Source organism: Gemmiger formicilis (genome assembly GCF_016901605.1).
Taxonomy (GTDB): domain Bacteria; phylum Bacillota; class Clostridia; order Oscillospirales; family Ruminococcaceae; genus Gemmiger; species Gemmiger formicilis_B.
Genome location: NZ_JACJKP010000037.1, coordinates 1 through 19,323 on the forward strand (window position 1 = coordinate 1; position 19,323 = coordinate 19,323).

The window sequence follows — 19,323 nt, forward strand, 5'->3', positions numbered from 1 at the left end:
CCGTGCCAGATTCCACTGACCAAAAACGTGGCAACCAAGTTGACATCCCGGCGCCAGGGTTTGCAGCGGCTGCCCCCCAGCGGAATATAGACGTAGTCTTTCAACCACCGGGACAGACTGATATGCCACCGGGACCACAATTCCTTGACTGTGGCAGACAGAAACGGCTGGCGGAAATTTTCCGGCAGAGAAAGCCCCAGTGCCTCCCCTACGCCGAGGACAATATCCGTGTACCCGGAAAAATCCGCATACAACTGGAAGGAATACAGCACCGTTCCCAGCAGTAACTGAGAGCGGTCCAACGCGGCGGGATTGGAAAAAGCCGCAGAAACAACAACCGCCGCCCGGTCTGCAACGACCACCTTTTTGAAGTACCCCCAAAAGCAGCGCATGGCGCCGTTCCAGACTCGCCGACTATCCCAGCGGGTGGGATTTTCTAACTGGGGCATCAGTTCACCGTAACGGTTAAACGGTCCCTGGGTAATCGAAAGGAAAAAGCTGGTATAGCAAAGCACACGTGCAAAGTTCTTTTCCGGCAGGATTGTACCGCGGTGTGCATCTACCAGATAGCTCACAAGCTGCAGGGTAAAATACCCCACACCTAACGGCTGCAGAATTTCCGGCTGCCAAAGCCGCAGACCAAACATAGCCTGCAAACCGCCGACAGCCGCCACATAGTATTTCAGCAGCAGCAAAGGTGCCAGTGCCGCCGCAAGCCCCAGCGCAAACCAGCCTCGCTTTTTTTGCAGTGCACACAACCAGACCACCGCAGCATCCACCAGCAGGGTCAAAAATCCCTGCCAGTCCAACGAAAGATAAAACAGCGCACTGGCCGCCAGCATCAATTGCCAGCGGCGCGGCGGTGCACACCAATACCAAAGCCCCACCAGCAACGCCGCAAACACGACAAATCCCGGCGATGTAACTGCCAGCATGGCAGGACCTCCTTTTAGGAATTCATGGCAGCGTCCGCCATGAAAATCGTATTATCCGCGTACTGCGACAGGGACTCTTCCACAGTATCGCAGAACAAAGATGCCGTATCTTCCCCTGCCGCGTCGCGGGCGATGGTATCACATAACACAGCCGTAAACTTTTCCGCGCCGCTTCCGTTAAGATGGTGTGCGTCCGAAAAATCCTCCAGACCAAGTCCCAGCATTTTTCTGTCGCGGTAAAGAGAAAAATCCCAATAGATGGTTTTGTTTTTCGCGGCAAACGTGCATAACGCGTCCACATAGGCCTGGTAACCGTCCGTGTTGGCGACATAGGCGCTGGGCAGCGGTGCCGTGAACAGCACCAGACGTATCCCCTGTTCCCGGCAATAATCGGCAATGCGGGTCAGATATTCCCGGCCAAACGCCGACAGGGGTTGCTCCGTATTGACGGTCTGCAGGGTGGTAAAGCCATCCTGCGCTACACCTTCCGTGTACACAAATCCGTTGCCGCGGTAAAACTCTCCCTCTTCGGGATATGTTACATACGTATAATTCCCGGGCTGGTATCCATCCGTCAATTTCGCCTTCCACAAAGAAAGCCAGTCTTTGGGAGAAGCCACACCATGGCGTGCGGGAAGCAGCAGGTCCGGCAAAGCCGCCATCTGCCCCATCTCCCACAAGTACTGATACCGATTCGGCGAATTCCAGCGCATAGAATCGGTCAGCAGATAGCAGGCCATCGGCACATTGCTGGATTGGCTTTCGTTGTAACCGGTGTAGAACATCTCCAGATAAACGGTTTTGATGGGATTTTGCTCTGCCGCTTCCCGTAGCATGTAATATGAACCATCCGGAAGCTGCTGGGACGACCCAGCATTGAAACTGTGCGTTCCCAGGGTTTCATCCACAACCGCCGGGTCAACGCTTCGGTAGCAGTGGGATGACCCCAGAAAAAGTGTGTCGATTTGCCCGGACTGTGCATACAATTCCTGCAGCATCACCCGTGAATAAGAGTGAACATCATCCACCAGCAAAAAGTCGACGGCTTTTAACAGTGCCGCCGTCAAAATCAGAAACAGCACCAACGCACCACATTTTTGCAGAGCGTTTCTTCTCATGGCCTCTCCTTTCGGTCAGCGCTCGATTTTCATGTGGAGCGGATGCGGCTGGTAAGAGGCTACATCCAGTTTCCACACGGCATTGCCCGCTTCATCTTCCGTGGTTTTGACGAAGCCGAAGTTGGCGTAAAACTCACGCACCATGGCATTCTTGGCGGTGGGATAAAAGTACCCGTAAATTGTGGAAACGCCACGCTCGGCAGCACATTCCACCACGGTATTCATCATGGCATCTTCCATGCCGCGTTTGAGTACGCGGCAGCTCATCAGCCACAACCGCATGTGCAGTTCGTCGCCCTGCTGTTCCCCGTTTACCACGGTCACAATTCCGTTATCGCCGAATTTATCCACCAGTTTGCCGCACAGGCAAATGTGATTTTCGTTCTGCGCCATGGCACGGATATCATCCTCGGAACAACGCAGCGTAGTCAGATTGAACTGGTTGGACTTATTGGTCAACTGTGCAATCCGCTGGATATACAACGGCTCAAACCCACGGATGGTTGCCGTCATTTCCAGGCTGTCCAGGTACTGGCCATAATCGCTGAATGCAGCCTGAGCAGCCGCACGCTGCGCATTCTGGTGGTAGAGTTCGGTTTTCTGAAGATCTTCCTTGGACAGGGTGGTTACCTCAAAGTAACCGCCATGGTCCAGCATTTTGATATAGTTCTCGGCACCATCCAGGGCCGGAACGGCAACACCGGGCACCTGCGCAGCCACAATGGCACGCTCCGCCGGGTTGTCATCCGCAAACACAAAGCTGTCGGCTCCCAGGCTCAGCTCCGCCGCAATGGCTTTGAGGTTCTGATCTTTGGGGTCCCAGTTGGCCTTGATCGCCACAAAATCGTCCGGACGCAGTACACCGTCGGGATGGTTCAATCCGGCCAGTGCGTTCTCTTTCTCGTTTTTGGAATCCACCGCCAGAATCACGCCAATGCTTTTGAGCGCTTTGCAATAACTCTGGAATTCGGCATAGACCTGACCCTCCGGCACTTCCGGCCCGATGGCCAGTCCGTCCACTCCGTCATCGCCTACCACGCCGCCCCACAGGGTGTTGTCCAGATCCAGAACCAGCGCTTTTTTGTTGCGGCCATACAACGATTTGATAATGTTGGCAACACTGTTGGCCAGGGACGGAATTGCATCCAGGCACATGGCATACTTGTACATATGCCAGTAGAAGGCATCGCCCCAGGCAGTCAGTCCATAATCAGCCGAGAGATAGTCAATATCGTTGATATAGAAATGCTCATGCGACGCGGCGTATTCATAAAATTTCTGGTTCAGTCTGCTGATAAAATTGGAACGGCCATGGTGATCCCAGATATCCCGGTTCCCCATCAGACGATAATTGGGCCGGTCAAAGTTGTTCTGGATGACCGGGCAGGCAAACTTTTGTTCCAGCGCCTGCCACATGGTCTCAAAATGCGCATACTGCGCCTCCAGCATGGTGTCAATCTGTTCTTCCGTATCTCCTGTGGAGGGAAAGTCCGTCAGGTTGCGCCAGCTGGTGTGAATGTATATCACATCCGGGGCAAAGGCATCCAGTTCCGGGGTGCCGAACATGGCATCCTGCCAGTACTGTGCATACTCACTCTGATAAAATTCCGCCTCAATACCGTATTGCAGCAAAAAAAGCCCCAGCTGGTCCGCCACCTCATTGGTGGTGGACCCGCCCAGGATTGCAATTTTTTTGTGCAGCGGATGGGGATTCTGTGCCAACAATTCCCGACGCAGCCGCCGCTTTTTGCGCAGCAGTGTTTCGGTATCCAACGGATAATGGAAGCAGTCCATGTGCAGCTCCTTTTGTTTTACAGTTGTGCCAATGCGCCTTTCAGGGCCTGTGCAATCTGATCCGGGCAGCTGGTGGGCTTGTTGCCGCAGGTGGTGCCCTCCATACGGGCAATGGCATCTTCTGCCTTCATGCCCGCAAGCAGGCTTGCAATGCCCTTCAGGTTGCCGTTGCAGCCGCCCAGAACGCGGACAGCGGCAATGGTATGATCCGGGTTAAGTTCCACTTCGGTGCGGACAGAACAGGTTCCTTTGTTGTTATATACATACGTCATAGTACATCTTGCTCCTTTTATCATTCACGTTAAGCTATCATCGCAGGGTATGCAAAATCCGGTTTTTTCCCGGCCTGCCATATCACTGTGCTTTTTTATTGGAAGCCTTGCGGGCTTTGGCCAGCGCAGCCAGGCGGACGATTTGTTCATCGCTGGTAGAGAATGCACCGACAGGCCGCGGCGTTACGGTGTTCAAACCATGGTAATCCGTTCCGCCGGTGATCAGCAGATCATTGGCTTTTGCCAGGCGCAGCAATTCCGACTTGTCTTCCGGGGTGTTACGGGGATGATCGATCTCCAGTCCATCCAGCATACCGGCCGAGATCAATTCCCGCGCCAGTTCCATACTGTGGTACACACTGGGATGCGCCAGCACCACCACGCCCCGGCAGGCTTTGATCAGGGCCAGCACATCATCCACCGGTTCGTACCGCGGTGTATGCAAAATGCGCCCCCGCACGGGTTTCAGCCCAAACAGGGACCGGTACACTTCATTGTACATACCGTCTGCCAGACCATACTGCCACAAGACCCGCATAACGTGTGCCTTGAACAGCGTCCCGCTTTCTTTGGCCAGTTCCAGCGCTTCTTCCGTGCGGAACTGCGGGCAGATCTCTTCCAGTTCCCGGCAGCTTTGCAAAACAGCCACACGGCGGCGTTCACCCATCATTTCACAGAATTCCGCCAGCGGTGCACAGTCATCCGGCCAGTAGCACAGCAGATGGACCCGGTGGGCACGCTCATAGTCATAAGCTGTCAGTTCCACCGCTGGAATCAGATGAACGCCTTCCTGGGTAGGATGCGCATAGGCATAACGGATGCCCCGCATAGAGTCATGATCTGAAATTGCCAAGTGGGTCATTCCCGCACATTGTGCGAGAAAAGGCAGTTTTTCGGCGGGGGTCGATCCGTCGGAAAACGTTGTATGGGTATGCAGATCACCCGGCATGGTGCTTCCCCCTTTTTGTTCTTTAACATCTTATTATACTCTATTTTGCCTTTTTTGAAAAGCCCTCCACCAGCCGGGCAGCCAGACAGCGTTTATTTGAGCGTCTGGGCATACCGGCGCGCATGCTCAATAAAACGGCTGGCGGCCGGTGACAATCCGCTGCGGGACAGAAACGCCACCCCGATGGTGCGTCCCGCAGCCGGTTCCAGGCGCAGCACCTGACAGCCGCTGTGATCGGTTCCCATCTTGAACATCAGCTCGGGCATAATGGCCAGACCCTGTCCGCAGGACACCATGGAAATCATGGACTGGTCATCCACGATATAGCACCGGCTGTTGACGTGCAGATCGTTCTTTTTAAAGTAACTTTGAATGTCCGCATCCACATCCGCCTGCTGGCTGACAAAGGGTTGCCCCTGCAGCTCCTCCGCCCAGACACATCCGGGCCTTTTCGGCTTATAGGAAGCCGGTGCAATGCAGATCAGCGGGTCTTCATAAAGCGGTTCAAAATCCAGGTCCTTTGCACTGGAGTTGGAGAGAAATCCCAATTCCACCACGCCGTTTTTGAGCCAGGCAGCAATATCCGCATAGGACCCCTGATAGATCTGTACATCGATACCGGGAAATTCCTGCTGAAAAGGCGGCACCAGTTTGGGCATCCAGGTTACGCAGGTGGAATTAAAGACGCCCAGGCGCAGAACACCCTTATGCATACCGTTGATCTGTGCTATGGACTGGTCCAACAGCTCGCTGCTGTTGAGCATCTGCCGAATAGAGGGGAACAGACTTTCCCCTGCTGCGGTCAGGGTGACCCCGCTTTTGGTCCGGGTAAACAACGGGAAGCCGCACTCAGCCTCCATGCCGGACACCGCATGACTGATAGCCGACGGGGTAAGATGCATCTGTTCGGCCGCAGCAGCAAAGGTCCCCAACTGGGCTACAATCATCAGAATCTGGCAATCCGTAAGCGTCATGAAATGCACCTCTATCCGTGAATCATTTTCACTTTATGTATGAAAAAATTGTACTTTACTTCACGTCTATACTGTACTATGATAATAGACGAAAGTCAATGCCTGCAACGCACATTGCAGATCAAGCAAAGACTCCTCTCTCCCTCCACGACCTTACCGGCCCGCACACCGGTTGGGTCTTTTTTTATTGCGCCCGGTACTGTCCTGTGCTATGATAATACACAAGGATACTTTTTGTAAGGGATGAGGGAATGGCTAAAACTCGTGGAATCCGCGGCGCCGCCAGCTGGTGCGCAATTGCCGCGTTATTATATTTGTTGATACGTTCACTTTTATATACCGGTGTAAGCGCAGTGATGGGCTTGATCCAGCCCGGCGCCAGTATGGCAAAACCGGTTGGATTCAGCGATACCACCATTGGTTTGCTGCAGCTGTTTATCGGTCTCGGTGCTATTTTTGTGCCGTTGTGGTGCCTGCTGCGTCTGACACGCCTGCAGACCAAAGATCTGCGCATTGTACTGCCAGCCCCCTGGAGTCCGGCATTTTGTCTGCCGGTTTTTTTGGGGGTGGCCAATCTGGCCAATCTGGCGGGGGCGTTGCTTTCTCTCCTTTTGGGGATTGAAAACGAAGCCAGCATTCTGCCCAGCGGCGGATTGGAACTGATCGTGTACTTCCTTGTGCTCTGTGTAATGCCGGCCATCACGGAAGAGTTGTTTTTCCGGGGTGCCCTGCAAGGGCTGTTGCGTCCATGCGGCAGCGCTGCTGCCATTTTCGGCCCGGCTCTTCTCTTCGCTTTGCTGCACCTGGACCCCATCCAGTCACTGACTGCGTTGGTGTGCGGGGTGTTCCTTGGTTGGCTGGCCGAACGGTCCGGCAGTATTTTACCCGGCATGCTGCTGCATTTTGTGAACAACTGTCTGGCGTTCCTGTCTTTGTACCTGCGGTTCTATGCCCCAAACAACATTTCTTTTGCATTTGAGTTGTTTCTGCTGCTCTTCTTTCCCCTGTTCAGCCTGTGGCTGATTTACCATGCACGGCAGCAGGGCTTCCGGTTTTCTGCCGGATTGCGCCCCGGTGTGGATGTTCTGGGGGTATTCAGCAGCCCGGCCTACGCTTTTGTAGTGTTGTTTCTTTTAGTGTATACCTTTTTTCTGATTGGGTAAGGAGTTTTTATGACCGATGAGCAGCTGATGCGCATTGCCTTGGACGAAGCCAGAATTGCAGCTTCGTTAGGAGAAGTCCCCGTCGGCGCTGTGGTTGCCAATGACGGTGAAGTGGTTGCCAAAGCACATAATCTGCGGGAAACCGGCCGCAATGCCACCTACCACGCAGAACTTCTGGCTATTGACGCTGCCTGCAAGCAGCTGGGGGGCTGGCGGCTGTGGCAATGCGAACTGTTCGTGACACTGGAACCCTGCCCCATGTGCAGCGGTGCCATCATCAACAGCCGGCTGCGCCGTGTAGTGTATGGTGCCGCTGATCCCAAAGCCGGTTGCTGCGGTGGATTGACCGATCTGTTCGCACTGCCGTTCAACCATCATCCGGTTGTGGAAGGCGGCTTGCTGCAGGAGGAGGCGCAGGCCTTGCTGCAGGAATTTTTCATCATGCTGCGCGAAAAACGAAAGAAGAAATGATCATGCAGCAAAATGTTTTTATTACCGGCGGCAGCCGCGGTATTGGCGCCGCGGCGGTTATGGCCTTTGCCCGTGCGGGATACCAGGTGGCTTTTACCTGGAACCGGCATCCCGAAGCAGCCGAACAAGTGTTGGCTCAGGCACGCAGCCTGGCCCCCGGAAACCGCTTTCTGGCACTTCAGGCTGATGCAGGCGATTCCCTCCAGGTTACCGATGCAATCCACCGGGCAGAGCAGGAGTTGGGCAGTTTGCAGGTGCTTGTGTGCAATGCGGGCATCGCCCAACAAAAGCTGTTCACCGATACCACCGATGAAGACTGGCGCCGGTTAATGGCTGTGGACCTGGACGGCGCCTTTTATGCATGCCGTGCCGTACTGCCCGGCATGGTCCGCCAGAAATTTGGCCGCATACTGCTGGTCAGCAGTATGTGGGGCCAGACCGGCGGCAGCTGTGAGGTGCCCTACAGTGCCGCGAAAGCCGGTTTGATCGGACTGGGTAAGGCATTGGCCAAAGAAGAAGGCCCCAGCGGCATCACTGTAAACATTGTAGCCCCCGGTGTGATCGATACGGATATGATGGCCGGTTTCTCTGACGAGGACCGCGCGGCACTGGCGGAAGAAACCCCTGTGGGCCGGTTGGGCACACCGGACGAAATTGCCCGCACCCTGGTGTTTTTGGCTGACCGGGCTTCCGGTTATATCACCGGGCAAGTGATTGGCCAAAACGGCGGATTGGTGATCTGAAACGAAAAAAACAGCACAGCCTGCTTAGGCAGACTGTGCTGTTTTGCTTTATTTTCTCTTTCCGGTGGAACGGCGGGGTGCTTTCTTGGTGCCGGGACGGCGCGCTGCCGTCTTTTTGGGCAACGGACGAATCCGCACAAATTGAATAGGGTTGCCGTTGGCAAGAATCCGTTCTTCCACTTCCATCTCGGGCAAGGACGCCAGAAATTTGTTCAGACTCTTGGAGCCGAAGTTACGCACGTCAAAGTCCGGGTACCGCTTGATCAGCTGATCGCCTACCCGGGAAGTGCGCACCCAGCCGGTGCCGTCATCCATCTCGCCGATCAAACCGCGGACGATGCGCTCGATGGAATCCCGGTTGATGGCGGTGTCATCCCCTGCGTTGGCCAATGCGTCGGTCTCCGCTGCAGGGGCTACCGGGTTCTCTGCTTCCGGTTCTCCATGGTCCAGAATCAGGTCCAGATATTTGAACTGGTCACAGGCCTTTACAAAGGGACCCAGGGCTTTGCTCTCCCCCATGCCGATGACCAGCTTGCCGGCTTCCCGCAGGCGGGCCGCCAGCCGGGTAAAGTCGCTGTCCGAAGATACGATACAGAATCCATCCAGATTACCACCATACAACAAATCCATGGCATCAATAATCATGGCCGAATCGGTGGCATTCTTCCCGGTGGTATAACTGTACTGCTGAATGGGAATGATGGAATTGTTCAGCAGGGCATCTTTCCAGCTTTTCAGCCGGGTGTCCGACCAGTCACCGTAAATCCGTTTACAGGCAGCCACACCAAAAGACGCCGCTTCGTCCAGAATCACCTTTACATATTTAGGAGAAATGTTATCGGCGTCAATCAAAATGGCCAGTTTCAGATCTTCCATACACTTACCTCTTGCCCTGGTCGTAGTACATATACAACTGGCACGGGATCATTCCATTGTAGATTTTACGGCGGCGGTTGGCCTTTTTGCCAAAGTGCTGTTCAAAATCCGTATCCGCCGTAATGGCATACAATCCTTGTGCCGGATTGCGCTGCCAGATTTGCCCCAGCGTTTTGGCCAGAGAAGCCGCCTCCGCGCTGCTGCCCAGCCGTTCACCGTAGGGCGGGTTGGTCAGTACGGTGGCTGCCGCAGCAGGCATAAAATCCTTTACGTCCGCCACTTCAAACCGGCAGCGATCCCCTACGCCCGCCAGCTTTGCATTGGCATTGGCCAACGCAACCGCGGCAGGGTCAATATCGTACCCCACACCTTCAAAGGCTGCGTCCCGGCGTACTTCCTCCAGGGCTTTCTGGCGCTGCCGCGCCCACGCTTCCGCGGGAACAAAGTCAAAGTGTTCCGCCGCAAACCGACGGCGCAGACCCGGCGCCAGATTCAACGCTTTCTGCGCCGCTTCGATCACCAGCGTACCGGAACCGCAGAACGGGTCCTGTACCAGGCTGTCGCGCCGTACACGGCCCAGGTCTGCAATGGCTGCGGCCAGAGTTTCCTTGATGGGGGCCAGCGTGGCATTTCTGCGGTAGCCGCGCTTGTGCAGACCATCACCGGAGGTGTCCAGGTAAATTTCTACCTCGTTTTTGCGCAGCGAAAAACGAACCTTGTATACCTGGCCGCTTTCGGGCAGTGTGCTTGTCTTGTGGCCTGCCATCAGCCGCTTTACGATGGCTTTTTTGATGATGCTCTGGCAGGCAGGCACACTGGAAAGCTGACTGGACAGGCTGGACCCTTTGACCGGGAATGCGGCATCTGCCGGCAGCAGTTCTTCCCAGGGAATCCGGTAGCAGCCGTCGAACAGTTCATCAAAAGTCATGGCCTTGTAGGTGGCCAGCTGCAGCAAAACCCGCTCTGCGGTGCGCAGGTTCAGGTTGGCAGCCGCAATCATTTCCGCTTCGCCCTGAAACGCAATGCGGCCATCCGTGACCTGAATATTTTGTGCGCCCAGACGCTTGATTTCAAAATGCAGCGTCGATTCCGTTCCGAAGAAGCACGGAGCAACCATGGTATACAGTGTGGACATAGTGTTCCTTTCCCTTTGAATTTTTGCAAAAAAGCTCTATCCCCGGCGGTAAGCTTACCGTCAGGGTAGAGCCATGTATCGATTATCTGGTATAGGGATTGTGAGGGCTTAGCCGCGGCGGCGAGAATATCCGCCACGATGATTTTCCGTCACACGCTTGAGGTCCGCAATTTTTTCTTCGCTGCGGGATTTATAACGCGCCATCATATCCTCAAAGCTCATTTCGCCCTGAGGGGCTGCAGGCTTGGGCTGCCAAACCCGGGGCTTTTCCTCACGCTTGGGACGGTGGGCAGGACGTGCGCCGCCCCCCTGCGGACGCGCACCGCGTTCCGGTGCCGGCTGTGTGCGCTTAATGGACAACGCGATTTTGCCGTCCGGCGCAATGGAAAGCACCTTGACCGACACGGTCTGCCCATCCTCCAGCACGGCGGAGAGATCCTGCACGAATTCGTAGGAAACCTCCGAGATATGGACAAGACCGGTCTTGCCCTCCGGCAGAGAGACAAATGCGCCGAAAGGCTTGATTCCGGTTACTTTGCCTTCGACAATATCCCCAACTTGTAATGCCAAACTAGAATACCCCTTTTTCTTTTGATTGATTTATGCAGAAGGTTTGCCGCAAAGCGCCCCCGCTGAACCAAATGGATTTGACTTATTTGCCACTGATGTCCACGAACACACGCTCGTTGGGTTTGGCATACCCTTGTTCCCGCGCGTAGCGTTCAATGATGGCATCCTCGCCCTGCTCGAGGGTGTTGGACAGTTCCGCGTTTTCGGTCAGCTGATTGCTGAGCTGGTTTTGCACACTCAGCAGTTCCTGCTGTTTGGAACCGATAGATACCTGATAATGAATCAGACTGACAAACAAGTAACCGCAAAGTGCCAGAAAGGCAGCGGCCATCAGCCACCGCGGGAGCACCCCGTGACGTTTGTGCATAATGAACCGGTGCCCCCTTTCTTCACAAATTGCGCGGTTTTGCGCGTAATCAGCGCGCAATTCTACGTATGGTTAATTATATAATACTTTCGACGCCTTTTGCAACTGCTTTTTTCTGATTTTTGGCTTTTTCCGCACATTTTTGCGGGGGCGGCGCAACCGCAGCGAGTGCAGTGCATTTTGAATGTGCCGTATCAGCGGATACAGAATCTTGCCTTCCAGCTGCCGTAAAGGCCATACCGCTATTTGTAAAATCTTACTTGCTGCCTGGTACACAGAAGGTGCAATCGCCTGGTTCCAGGCCAAAGCCCCGACCAGCATAGCGGCAGCCATATACCAGCGCGTCAAGCCGCTGGCACTGACTCCTGCAGAAAACCCGCATACCAGCACTGCCGCAGCTACAAAAGCCAGCAGATCCCAACAAAAGCACCGCAAAGTACCGTTACCGGTCAGCATGGAAGCGGCGCTGCGCAGCGCTCCCAGCAGGCAGCCCAGCCCCAAACACCACAGCACGTCCCCCAATACCGCCGAAACGGCGGGCGCGGCCGTCATATCAGCGGAACAGACGGGTAAAGAACCCGCCCCCGGACTGCCGGTTTTCGGCATATTGAATGTACTCGATCTTGCCGGACAACTGTACCTGCCCGCTGTGTACCGACAACTCGCTGACCTGCAGTTCCTGCCCGCCAATGGTCAGATTTCCCAAAGGCGTTTCCAGAACTGCCGCCGTTTCATCGCAGCTGATGATCCTGCTTACTCCCGTCACCGCCAGTTGATGCCGGTCTTTCAAGGCAAGACTGTGACTGCGTGTCTGCGTTTCTATGGGATTCGCTTTGGTCCGAATCGGTTCGTTTTTGATTTCCGGCATAATGGCGGTGTCCCTCCTCCGCAATTGGATGTACACTCATACCATATGCGGCAGAAAACAAAATTATGCCTGCGGATCGATCACTTCAAAAAGTTCTCTGGCCACATCTTTTCCTTTTGGCTCTTCCACGGCCAGTACACGGACTTTGACCGGACGATTGCCGAAGGTGATCTCGATCACGTCCCCTACCTTGACCGCATAGCTGGCTTTGGCAGGCTTATCATTGACCAGCACACGGCCCGCGTCAGCCACCTCGTTGGCAAGGGTGCGCCGTTTGATCAGACGGCTGACTTTCAGGTATTTATCTAAACGCATGGGTTCCTCCTTGTATGAAAAATACCCCATCGCCAGCGGCGACGGGGCAAGTAAGGTACAATTCTTACTGCACAGCGTCCTTCAGAGCCTTGCCAGCCTTGAAAGCGGGCAGCTTGGAAGCCTCGATGGTGATTTCGGCACCGGTCTGGGGGTTGCGGCCTTTGCGAGCCGGACGCTCACGGACTTCGAACGTGCCAAAGCCTACCAGAGTAACCTTCTCACCGTTCTTCAGAGCTTCGGTAATAGCATTCAGAGCAGTGTTGACGGCCTGCTCGGCATCTTTCTTGGTCAGGTTGGCTTCGTTCGCAACAGCGGCGATCAATTCAACTTTCGTCATGGTTTGTACCTCCAAAGTAATTTATCTGCCAAAAGCGGCTGCTGGGGCAGTGCCCGCGTGCCAGCTTCTTAGCTCAGTTGGATTCGGGATTTTCCGTAAATGCAGCATTATATCGCTGCAAGGCCTGTTCCGGGTCAATGCCCGCTTTCCGGGCCAAAGCCACTGCCTGGAACAGTAATTTTCCGGCGGCCTGTTCCGCGGCTGCTTCATCGGCAGCCGCCTGAAGCATTTCGGCGCTTTCTTCCACCATCTGTGGGGCTGCAGAAACCGCCACCTGATACCGGGCGGCGCGCTTTTGCAGTTTTGCCGCACGCATCAGGGCCGGCAGCGCCTGAGGAACGCTGGAAAGGTCATCTTGTAAAGTAAGACGTCCCTTTTCCTTATTTTTGAGCGCATCCCAATCTTTTATGCTTGTATCCCCGCCAAAAATATGCGGATGTCGTTCAATCAGTTTGCGGCATACGCCGTCACACACCTCTTGCCAGGTAAAGTTACCCTTTTCCTGCTCAATTTGGGTATGAAAAACGACCTGCATCAGCACATCGCCCAGTTCCTCACACAGCAGATACGAATCCTCTAAATCGATGGCATCCACTGCCTCATAGGCTTCTTCCAGAAAATTCATCCGGATAGACTGGTGGGTTTGGACTTTGTCCCAAGGGCATCCGTTTTCGGGGTCACGCAGCAGTGCTATGATCTTTACCAGATCGTCTGCCGTGTAGCTTGTTTTGGCTGGATAATCATTCATAGGCGGCACAACGTACCGCGGCGCCGCGCAGTACGCAATATTTTACTCCCAATCCGCAATTTGTCAAGCCTTGCGGGCGGTGCCGCAGCTGCAGCCCCGCCCGCAGACAAGATTTTTCATCGAACAAAAGTTCTTTTTTGGATCTCTTATCCTGCGAAGATTTTACAGCTGTGCACCGCAGTGGTTGCAGAACAGCGCGTCGCCGTCCACTTCTGCCTTGCACACCGGGCAAATCTTGGTTTCACCGCGCAGCTGCACGGGTTCTTCCTCGATTTTCTCCTCTTCCTCAGGCATGACCACTTCTTCCTCTGCCTGGGCTTCGGCCTCCATATATTCTTCGGGGCTCATATTGGCCTTGATCTCTTCAATGGCCTTTTCCACTTCGGCAATTGCTTCGATGTATTTATCCACAAGGGGCTGGTTCTCTTCGCCGGCCTTATGCAGACTGTATACCAGCGCACCCAACTGGCGCTGTGCCTTGGAAAGCCGTGCCTGCTGGTTGATGAGATCCAGCTGATTCTTGCCTTTATCTGCCAAATTCTGCGCAGTCTTTTTGGCGGTGTCGACCAGCTGCAGGCCTTGTTCCTTCAGCATTTCGATATCCAGTTCAAACATAGGTAACACCTCTTTCTTTAACGTGCGCAGCCTTCTCCTTGCCGCGCTCTTTATGCATATTATAGCGGATTCCTGCAGGGTTTGCAACGCGCAAATGTATATTTTCCGTGAATTTACGCTGTACCCGTTCCGATAAATTCACGGAGCATGCTCTGCTGCGGAACCAAAGATGTTGCCAAAGACGGGAAGTGGACAAATTTCTGCCGCAGCGCTTCCATCTGCCGCGCCTGCGACAGCGTAAGGTCCGGATCTTCCGGCATGGAGTCCAGCACATTGTGCCAAAGACACACTTCATAGCTGTGTGTGGTATCCAGCAGCAAATCGGCGCGTGGTTTGTAGGGTTTGATATACCGGTCTTCCCCGGCGCACACATGCCCCCACAGTCCCAGCGTAAAGGAAGGCCCATGTCCGCGGAAGAGATAATCACGGATCAGGCGGCGCGCCAGGCGGATATCTCGGGTTGCCAGATCACGGCTGCCGTCCGGTGCTGCATACTCTTCCCGCAGGCCGGCATACAGACAAAAAACAGCGTCTTCCGGCAGATTTTCCGTCAGTGCCGGGTTGAGTGCGTGCAAACCCTCGATAATTACCACGCCGCCGCGGCAGTCGATGGTCTGCACCCCGTTTGCCTGCTGAATTTTGAAATCAAATACCGGTGCCTGGCAGATGCCGTCCCGGTGCAGTTCCTGCAAGCAACGATGCAACACCGGAAGGTCCAGCGATTGAAGACTTTCGTAATCATCGGTACCATCGGGATTCTTGGGGTAACGCCCCGCTCCCGCATAAAAATCATCCAGGCTGAGTACCACGCTCCGCCGCCCTGCCGTACTGATGACCTCAGCCAGTTTATGGGCCGAAGTGGTTTTGCCTGCAGCCGAAGCGCCGGTCAGCATTACGATATGCCGGCCACTGGCAAGGATTTCCCGGGCAATGGTCTGGATGCGTTGATGATACTGTTGTTCGCACAAGGCGGCAAACTGCTTGGGCTGCCCGGCTGCCAAAGCAATCAATTCACGGCTTACAAAGCGTTTGCGCTGCGCAACGTTCATAGAAATCCTCCACGCCCTTTTTACGAGCAAGTATTTCCTCAAAACGATCGATATATTCTGTGGGATATTTGAAGTTGAAGATCCGTTCGATTTTTCCGTGCCGTTTGCCGGGAATTACCAGTTTGGTGGAACCGCCTGCCCCGGCCGACAGAATGGTGTGGATCTCTTCCATAATGTAAATATTATAAAGGCATTCCCGGCCAGGTTTGGCCCAGCCGATGTTTTCCAGATTCTGCAGCGTGCCTTTCTGACGGTAGAGATAATAGGGATGATACCCCGCCTGGTGGAGCGCATCACAGCGGGACAGCATAGCCGCCACATCATCGTATGCCGCGGCGCGGTGTTCCACCACCAGATTGGACGCCCGCTTGAGGGTGAGCGTATGTACCGTGATGTTTTCCGGGGCCAGTGCAATGGTCTGTTCCAGACTATGCGTAAACCCTTCCACTGTATCACCGGGCAGACCAGCGATCAGGTCCATATTGATATTGTCATGACCGGCCGAACGTGCCGCCGCAAAACAATCAATAATGTCCTGTGCCGTGTGGCGCCGGCCAATGTTGTGTAACACCTCGTCGGAAAAAGTCTGCGGGTTGATAGAAATGCGGGTGGCACCATATTGTTTGATAATCCGCAGCTTTTCCGGGTCCGTACAATCCGGGCGACCGGCCTCCACGGTGTATTCGTCCAGAGAAGCCAGGTCAAACGTAGCGGCAATATGGGACATCAACTGTTCCAGCTGTGCGGCCGAAAGGCTGGTGGGTGTACCGCCGCCGATATAGAAGGTGCGGATGCGCAGCCCGCAGCGATCTGCCGTTTTCCGAATGGCCGTGAGTTCCCGGCAAAGGTTGTCCACATAGGGCTGCACCAGTGCACGGGTGGCCTTGTCCCCTACCGTACGGGAAACAAAACTGCAATAGCTGCACCGTGTCGGGCAAAAGGGAATTCCCGCATAAACGCTGCAGTCCATGGGGTCTGCGCCTTCCAACACGGGACGCTGCAGATCGGCAATGCCCCGCGCCAGAGAAAATTTCTGCGGCGTACAGGCAAAATGACGCAGAAAACGATCCTCGATTTCCGCTTCTGTAGCCCCCATAGCCCGCAGATCATGGATGATCCGAACAGGGCGCACGCCCGTCATCATGCCCCAAGGCGGGTTCTGCCCCGTTTGTTCCTGCAGCAGTCCATACAGCAACCTGCACAGGGAATATTCGGCATCCTGTTCCGGGGTACGCACTGCGGTGCGCCAAAAAAGCGCACTGTTCAGGCGCAACAGAACAAAATCCGTTTTTTCATGGCTGACAGCCAGCACAAAATCCCCCTCTTCAGGGATTTGCGTTGCCTTTTCCGCGCCCGGGAAAAAGATGCGGGCTGTATGCTCCGCCTCGTAACCGGCTGCAGCACCACGTAAAACGATCTGCATTGATACAAAATCTCCTTATTTCATGCAATTGTGGCCGTTTCGCTCAGAACCATGCGCCGTTCATATACGGGTTCGAGCGGCGCTCACGCCCCAACGTAGAAAAAGACTCATGACCCGGCAGCACCTGAACCGTATCCGGAATCGGAAGTTCCGCCAGCAGCGAAAGACTCTGCTGCATCTGCTGCATACTGCCGCCGGGGAAATCGGTACGGCCGCAGGAACCGGCAAACAATGTATCACCGCTGAACAGCAATTCCCCGCAAAGCAGGCATACGCTGCCCGGCGTGTGCCCCGGTGTGTGGTAGATTTTGAATGTAAGCTCGTCGATCTTCAATTCGCCGTTGGCAGGCCAGTTTTCGTCGACCAAATCCCGGGTCAGGGGCAGCATCTGATTGCCGGCCGCATCCACAGGGTCCATATAGACTTTGCAGCCGGTGGCTTTGCGCAAAGCAGCTACAGCCCCGACGTGGTCGTAATGACCGTGGGTCAGCAGAATATGTGTCAACTGTGCCTGTTCCGCCTGCAGCGCATCCAGATAGGTCTGGGGCGCCGCAGCCGCGTCCACAATGATGCCGTGCCCTGCATCGGTCACAATCAGGAACGTATTGGTATACAACGGGGCAACCCCGGGAATGTGTTGGATCTTCATAAAGTTCTCCTATTTTTTCCACTCGTCGGTATCGATCACAATGGTCACAGGCCCGTCATTGAGTAGGCAGACCTTCATATCCGCCCCGAATTCGCCGTGCTGTACCGATTTCAGCCCCTGTTTGCCCATTTCGGCCAGGAACTGCTCATAACACGGTACCGCCAGATCCGCCTTGGCGGCATGGATAAAACTGGGGCGTTTTCCCTTGGTGGTGTCACCATACAAGGTGAAGTTGGAAACCACCAGTGCTTCGTACCCCAACTCCACCGCGCTGCGGTTCAGCTTGCCTGCGTCATCCTCGAAAATGCGAAGATGCGCGCATTTTTCTGCCAGCTTCGGTACGATGGCCGGATCATCCGTGTCGCGCACGCCCAAAAGGATCATCAACCCCGGGCCGATACACCGCGCCGGACCTCCATCAACGGTGACAGACGCTTCGGTCACCCGTTGGATCACTGCTCGCATATATAATTATCTCCTTGCTATTTTCCTTCAGCTGCGTATCACGCTGATGACATCTTTGACCTTTTTCAGCCGTGCCACCACACTGTTAAGATGCTCGGTATTGGTGATACCCACCGTAACACTCATCCGTGCGCGGCCCTGTTCTGCGGCGCGAGCCATCAGCGAGTAAATGGGAACACGCATATCGCCCAGCGCCAGTGCAATATCCGAAACTAGATTGGCACGGTCCATACACATCAGTTCCAGCGAAGCCTTGTAGTTTTCCTTGGCGTCATCGGCCCAGTAAGCGCGCACCCAGCGGTCCGCGTTTTCGGGGTGGCGCATGCTTTCCCGTACATTGGCGCAATCCCGTTTATGAATGGATACACCAAAGCCACGAGTAACAAAACCGATGATTTCATCCCCGGGCAGCGGAGAACAGCATTTTGCAAACTTGATGGGGCAATTATCAATGCCTTCCACCACCACGCCGTCAGAAGAGTGGACCCGCTTAAGTTCCACCGTGACGGGTTTGGGCTCCGTTTCCTTGAGTCGGGCATATTCTTCTTTGATTTTGGAAAGCATCCGGGAAAGCTGCAAACCGCCGTACCCGATAGCTGCGTACATCTCGTCCACCGTGTTGCAGTGGTTGCGCCGCGCCAGGTTCTCCAAAAAGACCGTGCGCTGTTCTTCCGGCAAGGTGATCATGTTCCGGCGCAGTTCGCGTTCCAGTGCGTTGCGGCCTTCCTCAATGTTTTCTTCCCGGCGTTCTTTCTTGAACCAGTTGCGGATTTTGTTCTTGGCTTCGCTGGTTTTGACGATGTTGAGCCAGTCACGGCTGGGGCCGCGGTTTTCCGGTCCGGTCAGAATCTCAATGATTTCGCCGGTCTGCACTTTATGGTCAATGGAAACGATACGGTTGTTGACCTTGGCGCCAATCATCCGGTTGCCCACCGCAGAATGGATGGCATAGGCAAAGTCGATGACCGTTGCCCCGGCAGGCAGGTTGATCACATCGCCCCGGGGGGTAAAGGCAAACACTTCCTCCGGCAGCAGGTCGCTCTTGATGTCGCTGAGCAGGTCGGTGGCATCCGCGCTGGAACGCTGGCTTTCCAGAAGCTGGCGCACCCAGGCAAGGCGCTCGTCCAGCTTATCGTTGGAGCTGCCGGTAATACCGGCCTTGTATTTCCAGTGGGCGGCAATGCCGTATTCCGCCATGCGGTCCATATCCCAGGTGCGGATCTGGACTTCAAAAGGAATGGCTTCCCGGCCAATGACCGTTGTGTGCAGACTCTGGTAGCCATTGGGCTTGGGGGTGGAGATATAATCCTTGAACCGGTTGGGCAGCGGATGATACATATCATGAATCAGGCCGAGCGCCGTATAACATTCCGGGACGTTTTCCAGAATGATCCGTACCGCATAAATGTCGTAGATTTCCTCGAAATCTTTATTCTGCATGTACATCTTGCGGTAGATGCCGTAGATGCTTTTTACGCGGTGGCGGA

At 54.9% G+C, this 19,323-nt stretch carries 24 protein-coding genes; 3 read left to right on the forward strand and 21 right to left on the reverse strand.

The window, feature by feature from the left end:
- The 6 genes from H6B10_RS04545 to H6B10_RS04570 form a co-directional block, all read right to left on the reverse strand.
- Window positions 1–935: MBOAT family O-acyltransferase (locus H6B10_RS04545; protein WP_204650174.1), on the reverse strand; the 935-nt coding region annotated here is incomplete at its 3' end.
- Between the two features lie 14 nt (window positions 936–949).
- A complete protein-coding gene (locus H6B10_RS04550; protein ID WP_204650177.1) occupies window positions 950–2,053 on the reverse strand; it encodes a hypothetical protein in 1,104 nt (367 codons plus the stop codon).
- 15 nt (window positions 2,054–2,068) lie between these two features.
- The gene (locus tag H6B10_RS04555; RefSeq protein WP_204650180.1) at window positions 2,069–3,847 is read right to left on the reverse strand and encodes an HAD-IIIC family phosphatase; all 1,779 of its coding nucleotides are present in this window, start codon (window positions 3,845–3,847) and stop codon (window positions 2,069–2,071) included.
- A gap of 17 nt (window positions 3,848–3,864) precedes the next feature.
- A complete protein-coding gene (locus tag H6B10_RS04560) occupies window positions 3,865–4,119 on the reverse strand; it encodes a TIGR03905 family TSCPD domain-containing protein (protein WP_204650182.1) in 255 nt (84 codons plus the stop codon).
- Between the two features lie 82 nt (window positions 4,120–4,201).
- On the reverse strand, window positions 4,202–5,068 hold the full coding sequence (locus H6B10_RS04565; RefSeq protein ID WP_204650184.1) for a PHP domain-containing protein: 867 nt from the start codon (window positions 5,066–5,068) through the stop codon (window positions 4,202–4,204).
- A gap of 92 nt (window positions 5,069–5,160) precedes the next feature.
- Window positions 5,161–6,042, reverse strand: coding sequence for a LysR family transcriptional regulator (locus H6B10_RS04570; RefSeq protein ID WP_204650187.1), 882 nt, complete (start codon window positions 6,040–6,042; stop codon window positions 5,161–5,163).
- A gap of 356 nt (window positions 6,043–6,398) precedes the next feature.
- Here H6B10_RS04570 and H6B10_RS04575 point away from each other — a divergent pair, with 356 nt between their 5' ends.
- From H6B10_RS04575 to ymfI, 3 genes are read left to right on the forward strand one after another with little or no spacing between them, the layout of a single operon-like run.
- Window positions 6,399–7,205: a CPBP family intramembrane glutamic endopeptidase gene (locus H6B10_RS04575; protein ID WP_243427256.1), complete on the forward strand. Its 807-nt coding sequence runs from the start codon at window positions 6,399–6,401 to the stop codon at window positions 7,203–7,205.
- A gap of 9 nt (window positions 7,206–7,214) precedes the next feature.
- Complete coding sequence (locus H6B10_RS04580) at window positions 7,215–7,676, forward strand: nucleoside deaminase (protein ID WP_204650193.1); 462 nt, start codon at window positions 7,215–7,217, stop codon at window positions 7,674–7,676.
- A 2-nt stretch (window positions 7,677–7,678) separates the two neighbouring features.
- Window positions 7,679–8,419 (forward strand): elongation factor P 5-aminopentanone reductase, encoded by a 741-nt coding sequence (gene ymfI / locus H6B10_RS04585; RefSeq protein WP_243427254.1) that lies wholly within the window; start codon window positions 7,679–7,681, stop codon window positions 8,417–8,419.
- A gap of 48 nt (window positions 8,420–8,467) precedes the next feature.
- Here the strand turns inward: ymfI and H6B10_RS04590 are convergent, their stop codons facing one another.
- The 15 genes from H6B10_RS04590 to H6B10_RS04660 form a co-directional block, all read right to left on the reverse strand.
- On the reverse strand, window positions 8,468–9,295 hold the full coding sequence (locus tag H6B10_RS04590; protein ID WP_204650199.1) for an NYN domain-containing protein: 828 nt from the start codon (window positions 9,293–9,295) through the stop codon (window positions 8,468–8,470).
- A 4-nt stretch (window positions 9,296–9,299) separates the two neighbouring features.
- Window positions 9,300–10,430, reverse strand: coding sequence for a THUMP domain-containing class I SAM-dependent RNA methyltransferase (locus H6B10_RS04595; protein ID WP_204650202.1), 1,131 nt, complete (start codon window positions 10,428–10,430; stop codon window positions 9,300–9,302).
- Between the two features lie 108 nt (window positions 10,431–10,538).
- Entirely contained in the window at window positions 10,539–11,000 is a 462-nt protein-coding gene (locus tag H6B10_RS04600; protein ID WP_204650204.1) for a S1 RNA-binding domain-containing protein, read from the reverse strand.
- 82 nt (window positions 11,001–11,082) lie between these two features.
- The gene (locus H6B10_RS04605) at window positions 11,083–11,367 is read right to left on the reverse strand and encodes an FtsB family cell division protein (RefSeq protein ID WP_204650206.1); all 285 of its coding nucleotides are present in this window, start codon (window positions 11,365–11,367) and stop codon (window positions 11,083–11,085) included.
- Between the two features lie 72 nt (window positions 11,368–11,439).
- Window positions 11,440–11,973, reverse strand: coding sequence for a hypothetical protein (locus H6B10_RS04610; protein WP_204650207.1), 534 nt, complete (start codon window positions 11,971–11,973; stop codon window positions 11,440–11,442).
- Complete coding sequence (locus H6B10_RS04615; RefSeq protein WP_204650209.1) at window positions 11,921–12,235, reverse strand: YabP/YqfC family sporulation protein; 315 nt, start codon at window positions 12,233–12,235, stop codon at window positions 11,921–11,923. The genes H6B10_RS04610 and H6B10_RS04615 overlap by 53 nt, the downstream gene beginning before the upstream one ends.
- Window positions 12,236–12,298: 63 nt before the next feature.
- Window positions 12,299–12,550 carry an RNA-binding S4 domain-containing protein gene (locus tag H6B10_RS04620; protein WP_204650211.1) on the reverse strand — a complete coding sequence of 84 codons (252 nt, stop codon included), beginning with the start codon at window positions 12,548–12,550 and terminating at the stop codon, window positions 12,299–12,301.
- A gap of 64 nt (window positions 12,551–12,614) precedes the next feature.
- Window positions 12,615–12,887, reverse strand: coding sequence for an HU family DNA-binding protein (locus H6B10_RS04625; protein WP_204650214.1), 273 nt, complete (start codon window positions 12,885–12,887; stop codon window positions 12,615–12,617).
- A gap of 73 nt (window positions 12,888–12,960) precedes the next feature.
- Window positions 12,961–13,635 carry a nucleoside triphosphate pyrophosphohydrolase gene (gene mazG / locus H6B10_RS04630; protein ID WP_204650216.1) on the reverse strand — a complete coding sequence of 225 codons (675 nt, stop codon included), beginning with the start codon at window positions 13,633–13,635 and terminating at the stop codon, window positions 12,961–12,963.
- A gap of 162 nt (window positions 13,636–13,797) precedes the next feature.
- The gene (locus H6B10_RS04635; RefSeq protein WP_243427255.1) at window positions 13,798–14,250 is read right to left on the reverse strand and encodes a zinc ribbon domain-containing protein; all 453 of its coding nucleotides are present in this window, start codon (window positions 14,248–14,250) and stop codon (window positions 13,798–13,800) included.
- Between the two features lie 113 nt (window positions 14,251–14,363).
- Window positions 14,364–15,299, reverse strand: a complete 936-nt coding sequence (locus tag H6B10_RS04640) for a uridine kinase family protein (protein ID WP_204650219.1) — start codon at window positions 15,297–15,299, stop codon at window positions 14,364–14,366.
- On the reverse strand, window positions 15,262–16,722 hold the full coding sequence (gene hemZ, locus H6B10_RS04645; protein WP_204650222.1) for a coproporphyrinogen dehydrogenase HemZ: 1,461 nt from the start codon (window positions 16,720–16,722) through the stop codon (window positions 15,262–15,264). The genes H6B10_RS04640 and hemZ overlap by 38 nt, the downstream gene beginning before the upstream one ends.
- A gap of 43 nt (window positions 16,723–16,765) precedes the next feature.
- Window positions 16,766–17,371: an MBL fold metallo-hydrolase gene (locus H6B10_RS04650; RefSeq protein ID WP_204650224.1), complete on the reverse strand. Its 606-nt coding sequence runs from the start codon at window positions 17,369–17,371 to the stop codon at window positions 16,766–16,768.
- Between the two features lie 9 nt (window positions 17,372–17,380).
- On the reverse strand, window positions 17,381–17,836 hold the full coding sequence (gene dtd, locus H6B10_RS04655; RefSeq protein ID WP_204650226.1) for a D-aminoacyl-tRNA deacylase: 456 nt from the start codon (window positions 17,834–17,836) through the stop codon (window positions 17,381–17,383).
- 27 nt (window positions 17,837–17,863) lie between these two features.
- A partial coding sequence (locus tag H6B10_RS04660) for a RelA/SpoT family protein (RefSeq protein WP_204650228.1) occupies window positions 17,864–19,323 on the reverse strand: 1,460 nt, incomplete at its 5' end.

Bases quoted from the DNA above. Each gene is read 5' to 3' on its own strand.
- H6B10_RS04595 (WP_204650202.1), bottom strand. From the start codon at position 10,430: ATGTCCACACTGTATACCATGGTTGCTCCGTGCTTCTTCGGAACGGAA.
- H6B10_RS04555 (WP_204650180.1), bottom strand. From the start codon at position 3,847: ATGGACTGCTTCCATTATCCGTTGGATACCGAAACACTGCTGCGCAAA.
- H6B10_RS04625 (WP_204650214.1), bottom strand. From the start codon at position 12,887: ATGACGAAAGTTGAATTGATCGCCGCTGTTGCGAACGAAGCCAACCTG.
- H6B10_RS04650 (WP_204650224.1), bottom strand. From the start codon at position 17,371: ATGAAGATCCAACACATTCCCGGGGTTGCCCCGTTGTATACCAATACG.
- H6B10_RS04605 (WP_204650206.1), bottom strand. From the start codon at position 11,367: ATGCACAAACGTCACGGGGTGCTCCCGCGGTGGCTGATGGCCGCTGCC.
- ymfI (WP_243427254.1), top strand. From the start codon at position 7,679: ATGCAGCAAAATGTTTTTATTACCGGCGGCAGCCGCGGTATTGGCGCC.
- H6B10_RS04575 (WP_243427256.1), top strand. From the start codon at position 6,399: ATGGGCTTGATCCAGCCCGGCGCCAGTATGGCAAAACCGGTTGGATTC.
- H6B10_RS04590 (WP_204650199.1), bottom strand. From the start codon at position 9,295: ATGGAAGATCTGAAACTGGCCATTTTGATTGACGCCGATAACATTTCT.
- dtd (WP_204650226.1), bottom strand. From the start codon at position 17,836: ATGCGAGCAGTGATCCAACGGGTGACCGAAGCGTCTGTCACCGTTGAT.
- mazG (WP_204650216.1), bottom strand. From the start codon at position 13,635: ATGAATGATTATCCAGCCAAAACAAGCTACACGGCAGACGATCTGGTA.
- hemZ (WP_204650222.1), bottom strand. From the start codon at position 16,722: ATGCAGATCGTTTTACGTGGTGCTGCAGCCGGTTACGAGGCGGAGCAT.
- H6B10_RS04570 (WP_204650187.1), bottom strand. From the start codon at position 6,042: ATGACGCTTACGGATTGCCAGATTCTGATGATTGTAGCCCAGTTGGGG.
- H6B10_RS04620 (WP_204650211.1), bottom strand. From the start codon at position 12,550: ATGCGTTTAGATAAATACCTGAAAGTCAGCCGTCTGATCAAACGGCGC.
- H6B10_RS04615 (WP_204650209.1), bottom strand. From the start codon at position 12,235: ATGCCGGAAATCAAAAACGAACCGATTCGGACCAAAGCGAATCCCATA.
- H6B10_RS04635 (WP_243427255.1), bottom strand. From the start codon at position 14,250: ATGTTTGAACTGGATATCGAAATGCTGAAGGAACAAGGCCTGCAGCTG.
- H6B10_RS04610 (WP_204650207.1), bottom strand. From the start codon at position 11,973: ATGCCGAAAACCGGCAGTCCGGGGGCGGGTTCTTTACCCGTCTGTTCC.
- H6B10_RS04580 (WP_204650193.1), top strand. From the start codon at position 7,215: ATGACCGATGAGCAGCTGATGCGCATTGCCTTGGACGAAGCCAGAATT.
- H6B10_RS04640 (WP_204650219.1), bottom strand. From the start codon at position 15,299: ATGAACGTTGCGCAGCGCAAACGCTTTGTAAGCCGTGAATTGATTGCT.
- H6B10_RS04565 (WP_204650184.1), bottom strand. From the start codon at position 5,068: ATGCCGGGTGATCTGCATACCCATACAACGTTTTCCGACGGATCGACC.
- H6B10_RS04550 (WP_204650177.1), bottom strand. From the start codon at position 2,053: ATGAGAAGAAACGCTCTGCAAAAATGTGGTGCGTTGGTGCTGTTTCTG.
- H6B10_RS04560 (WP_204650182.1), bottom strand. From the start codon at position 4,119: ATGACGTATGTATATAACAACAAAGGAACCTGTTCTGTCCGCACCGAA.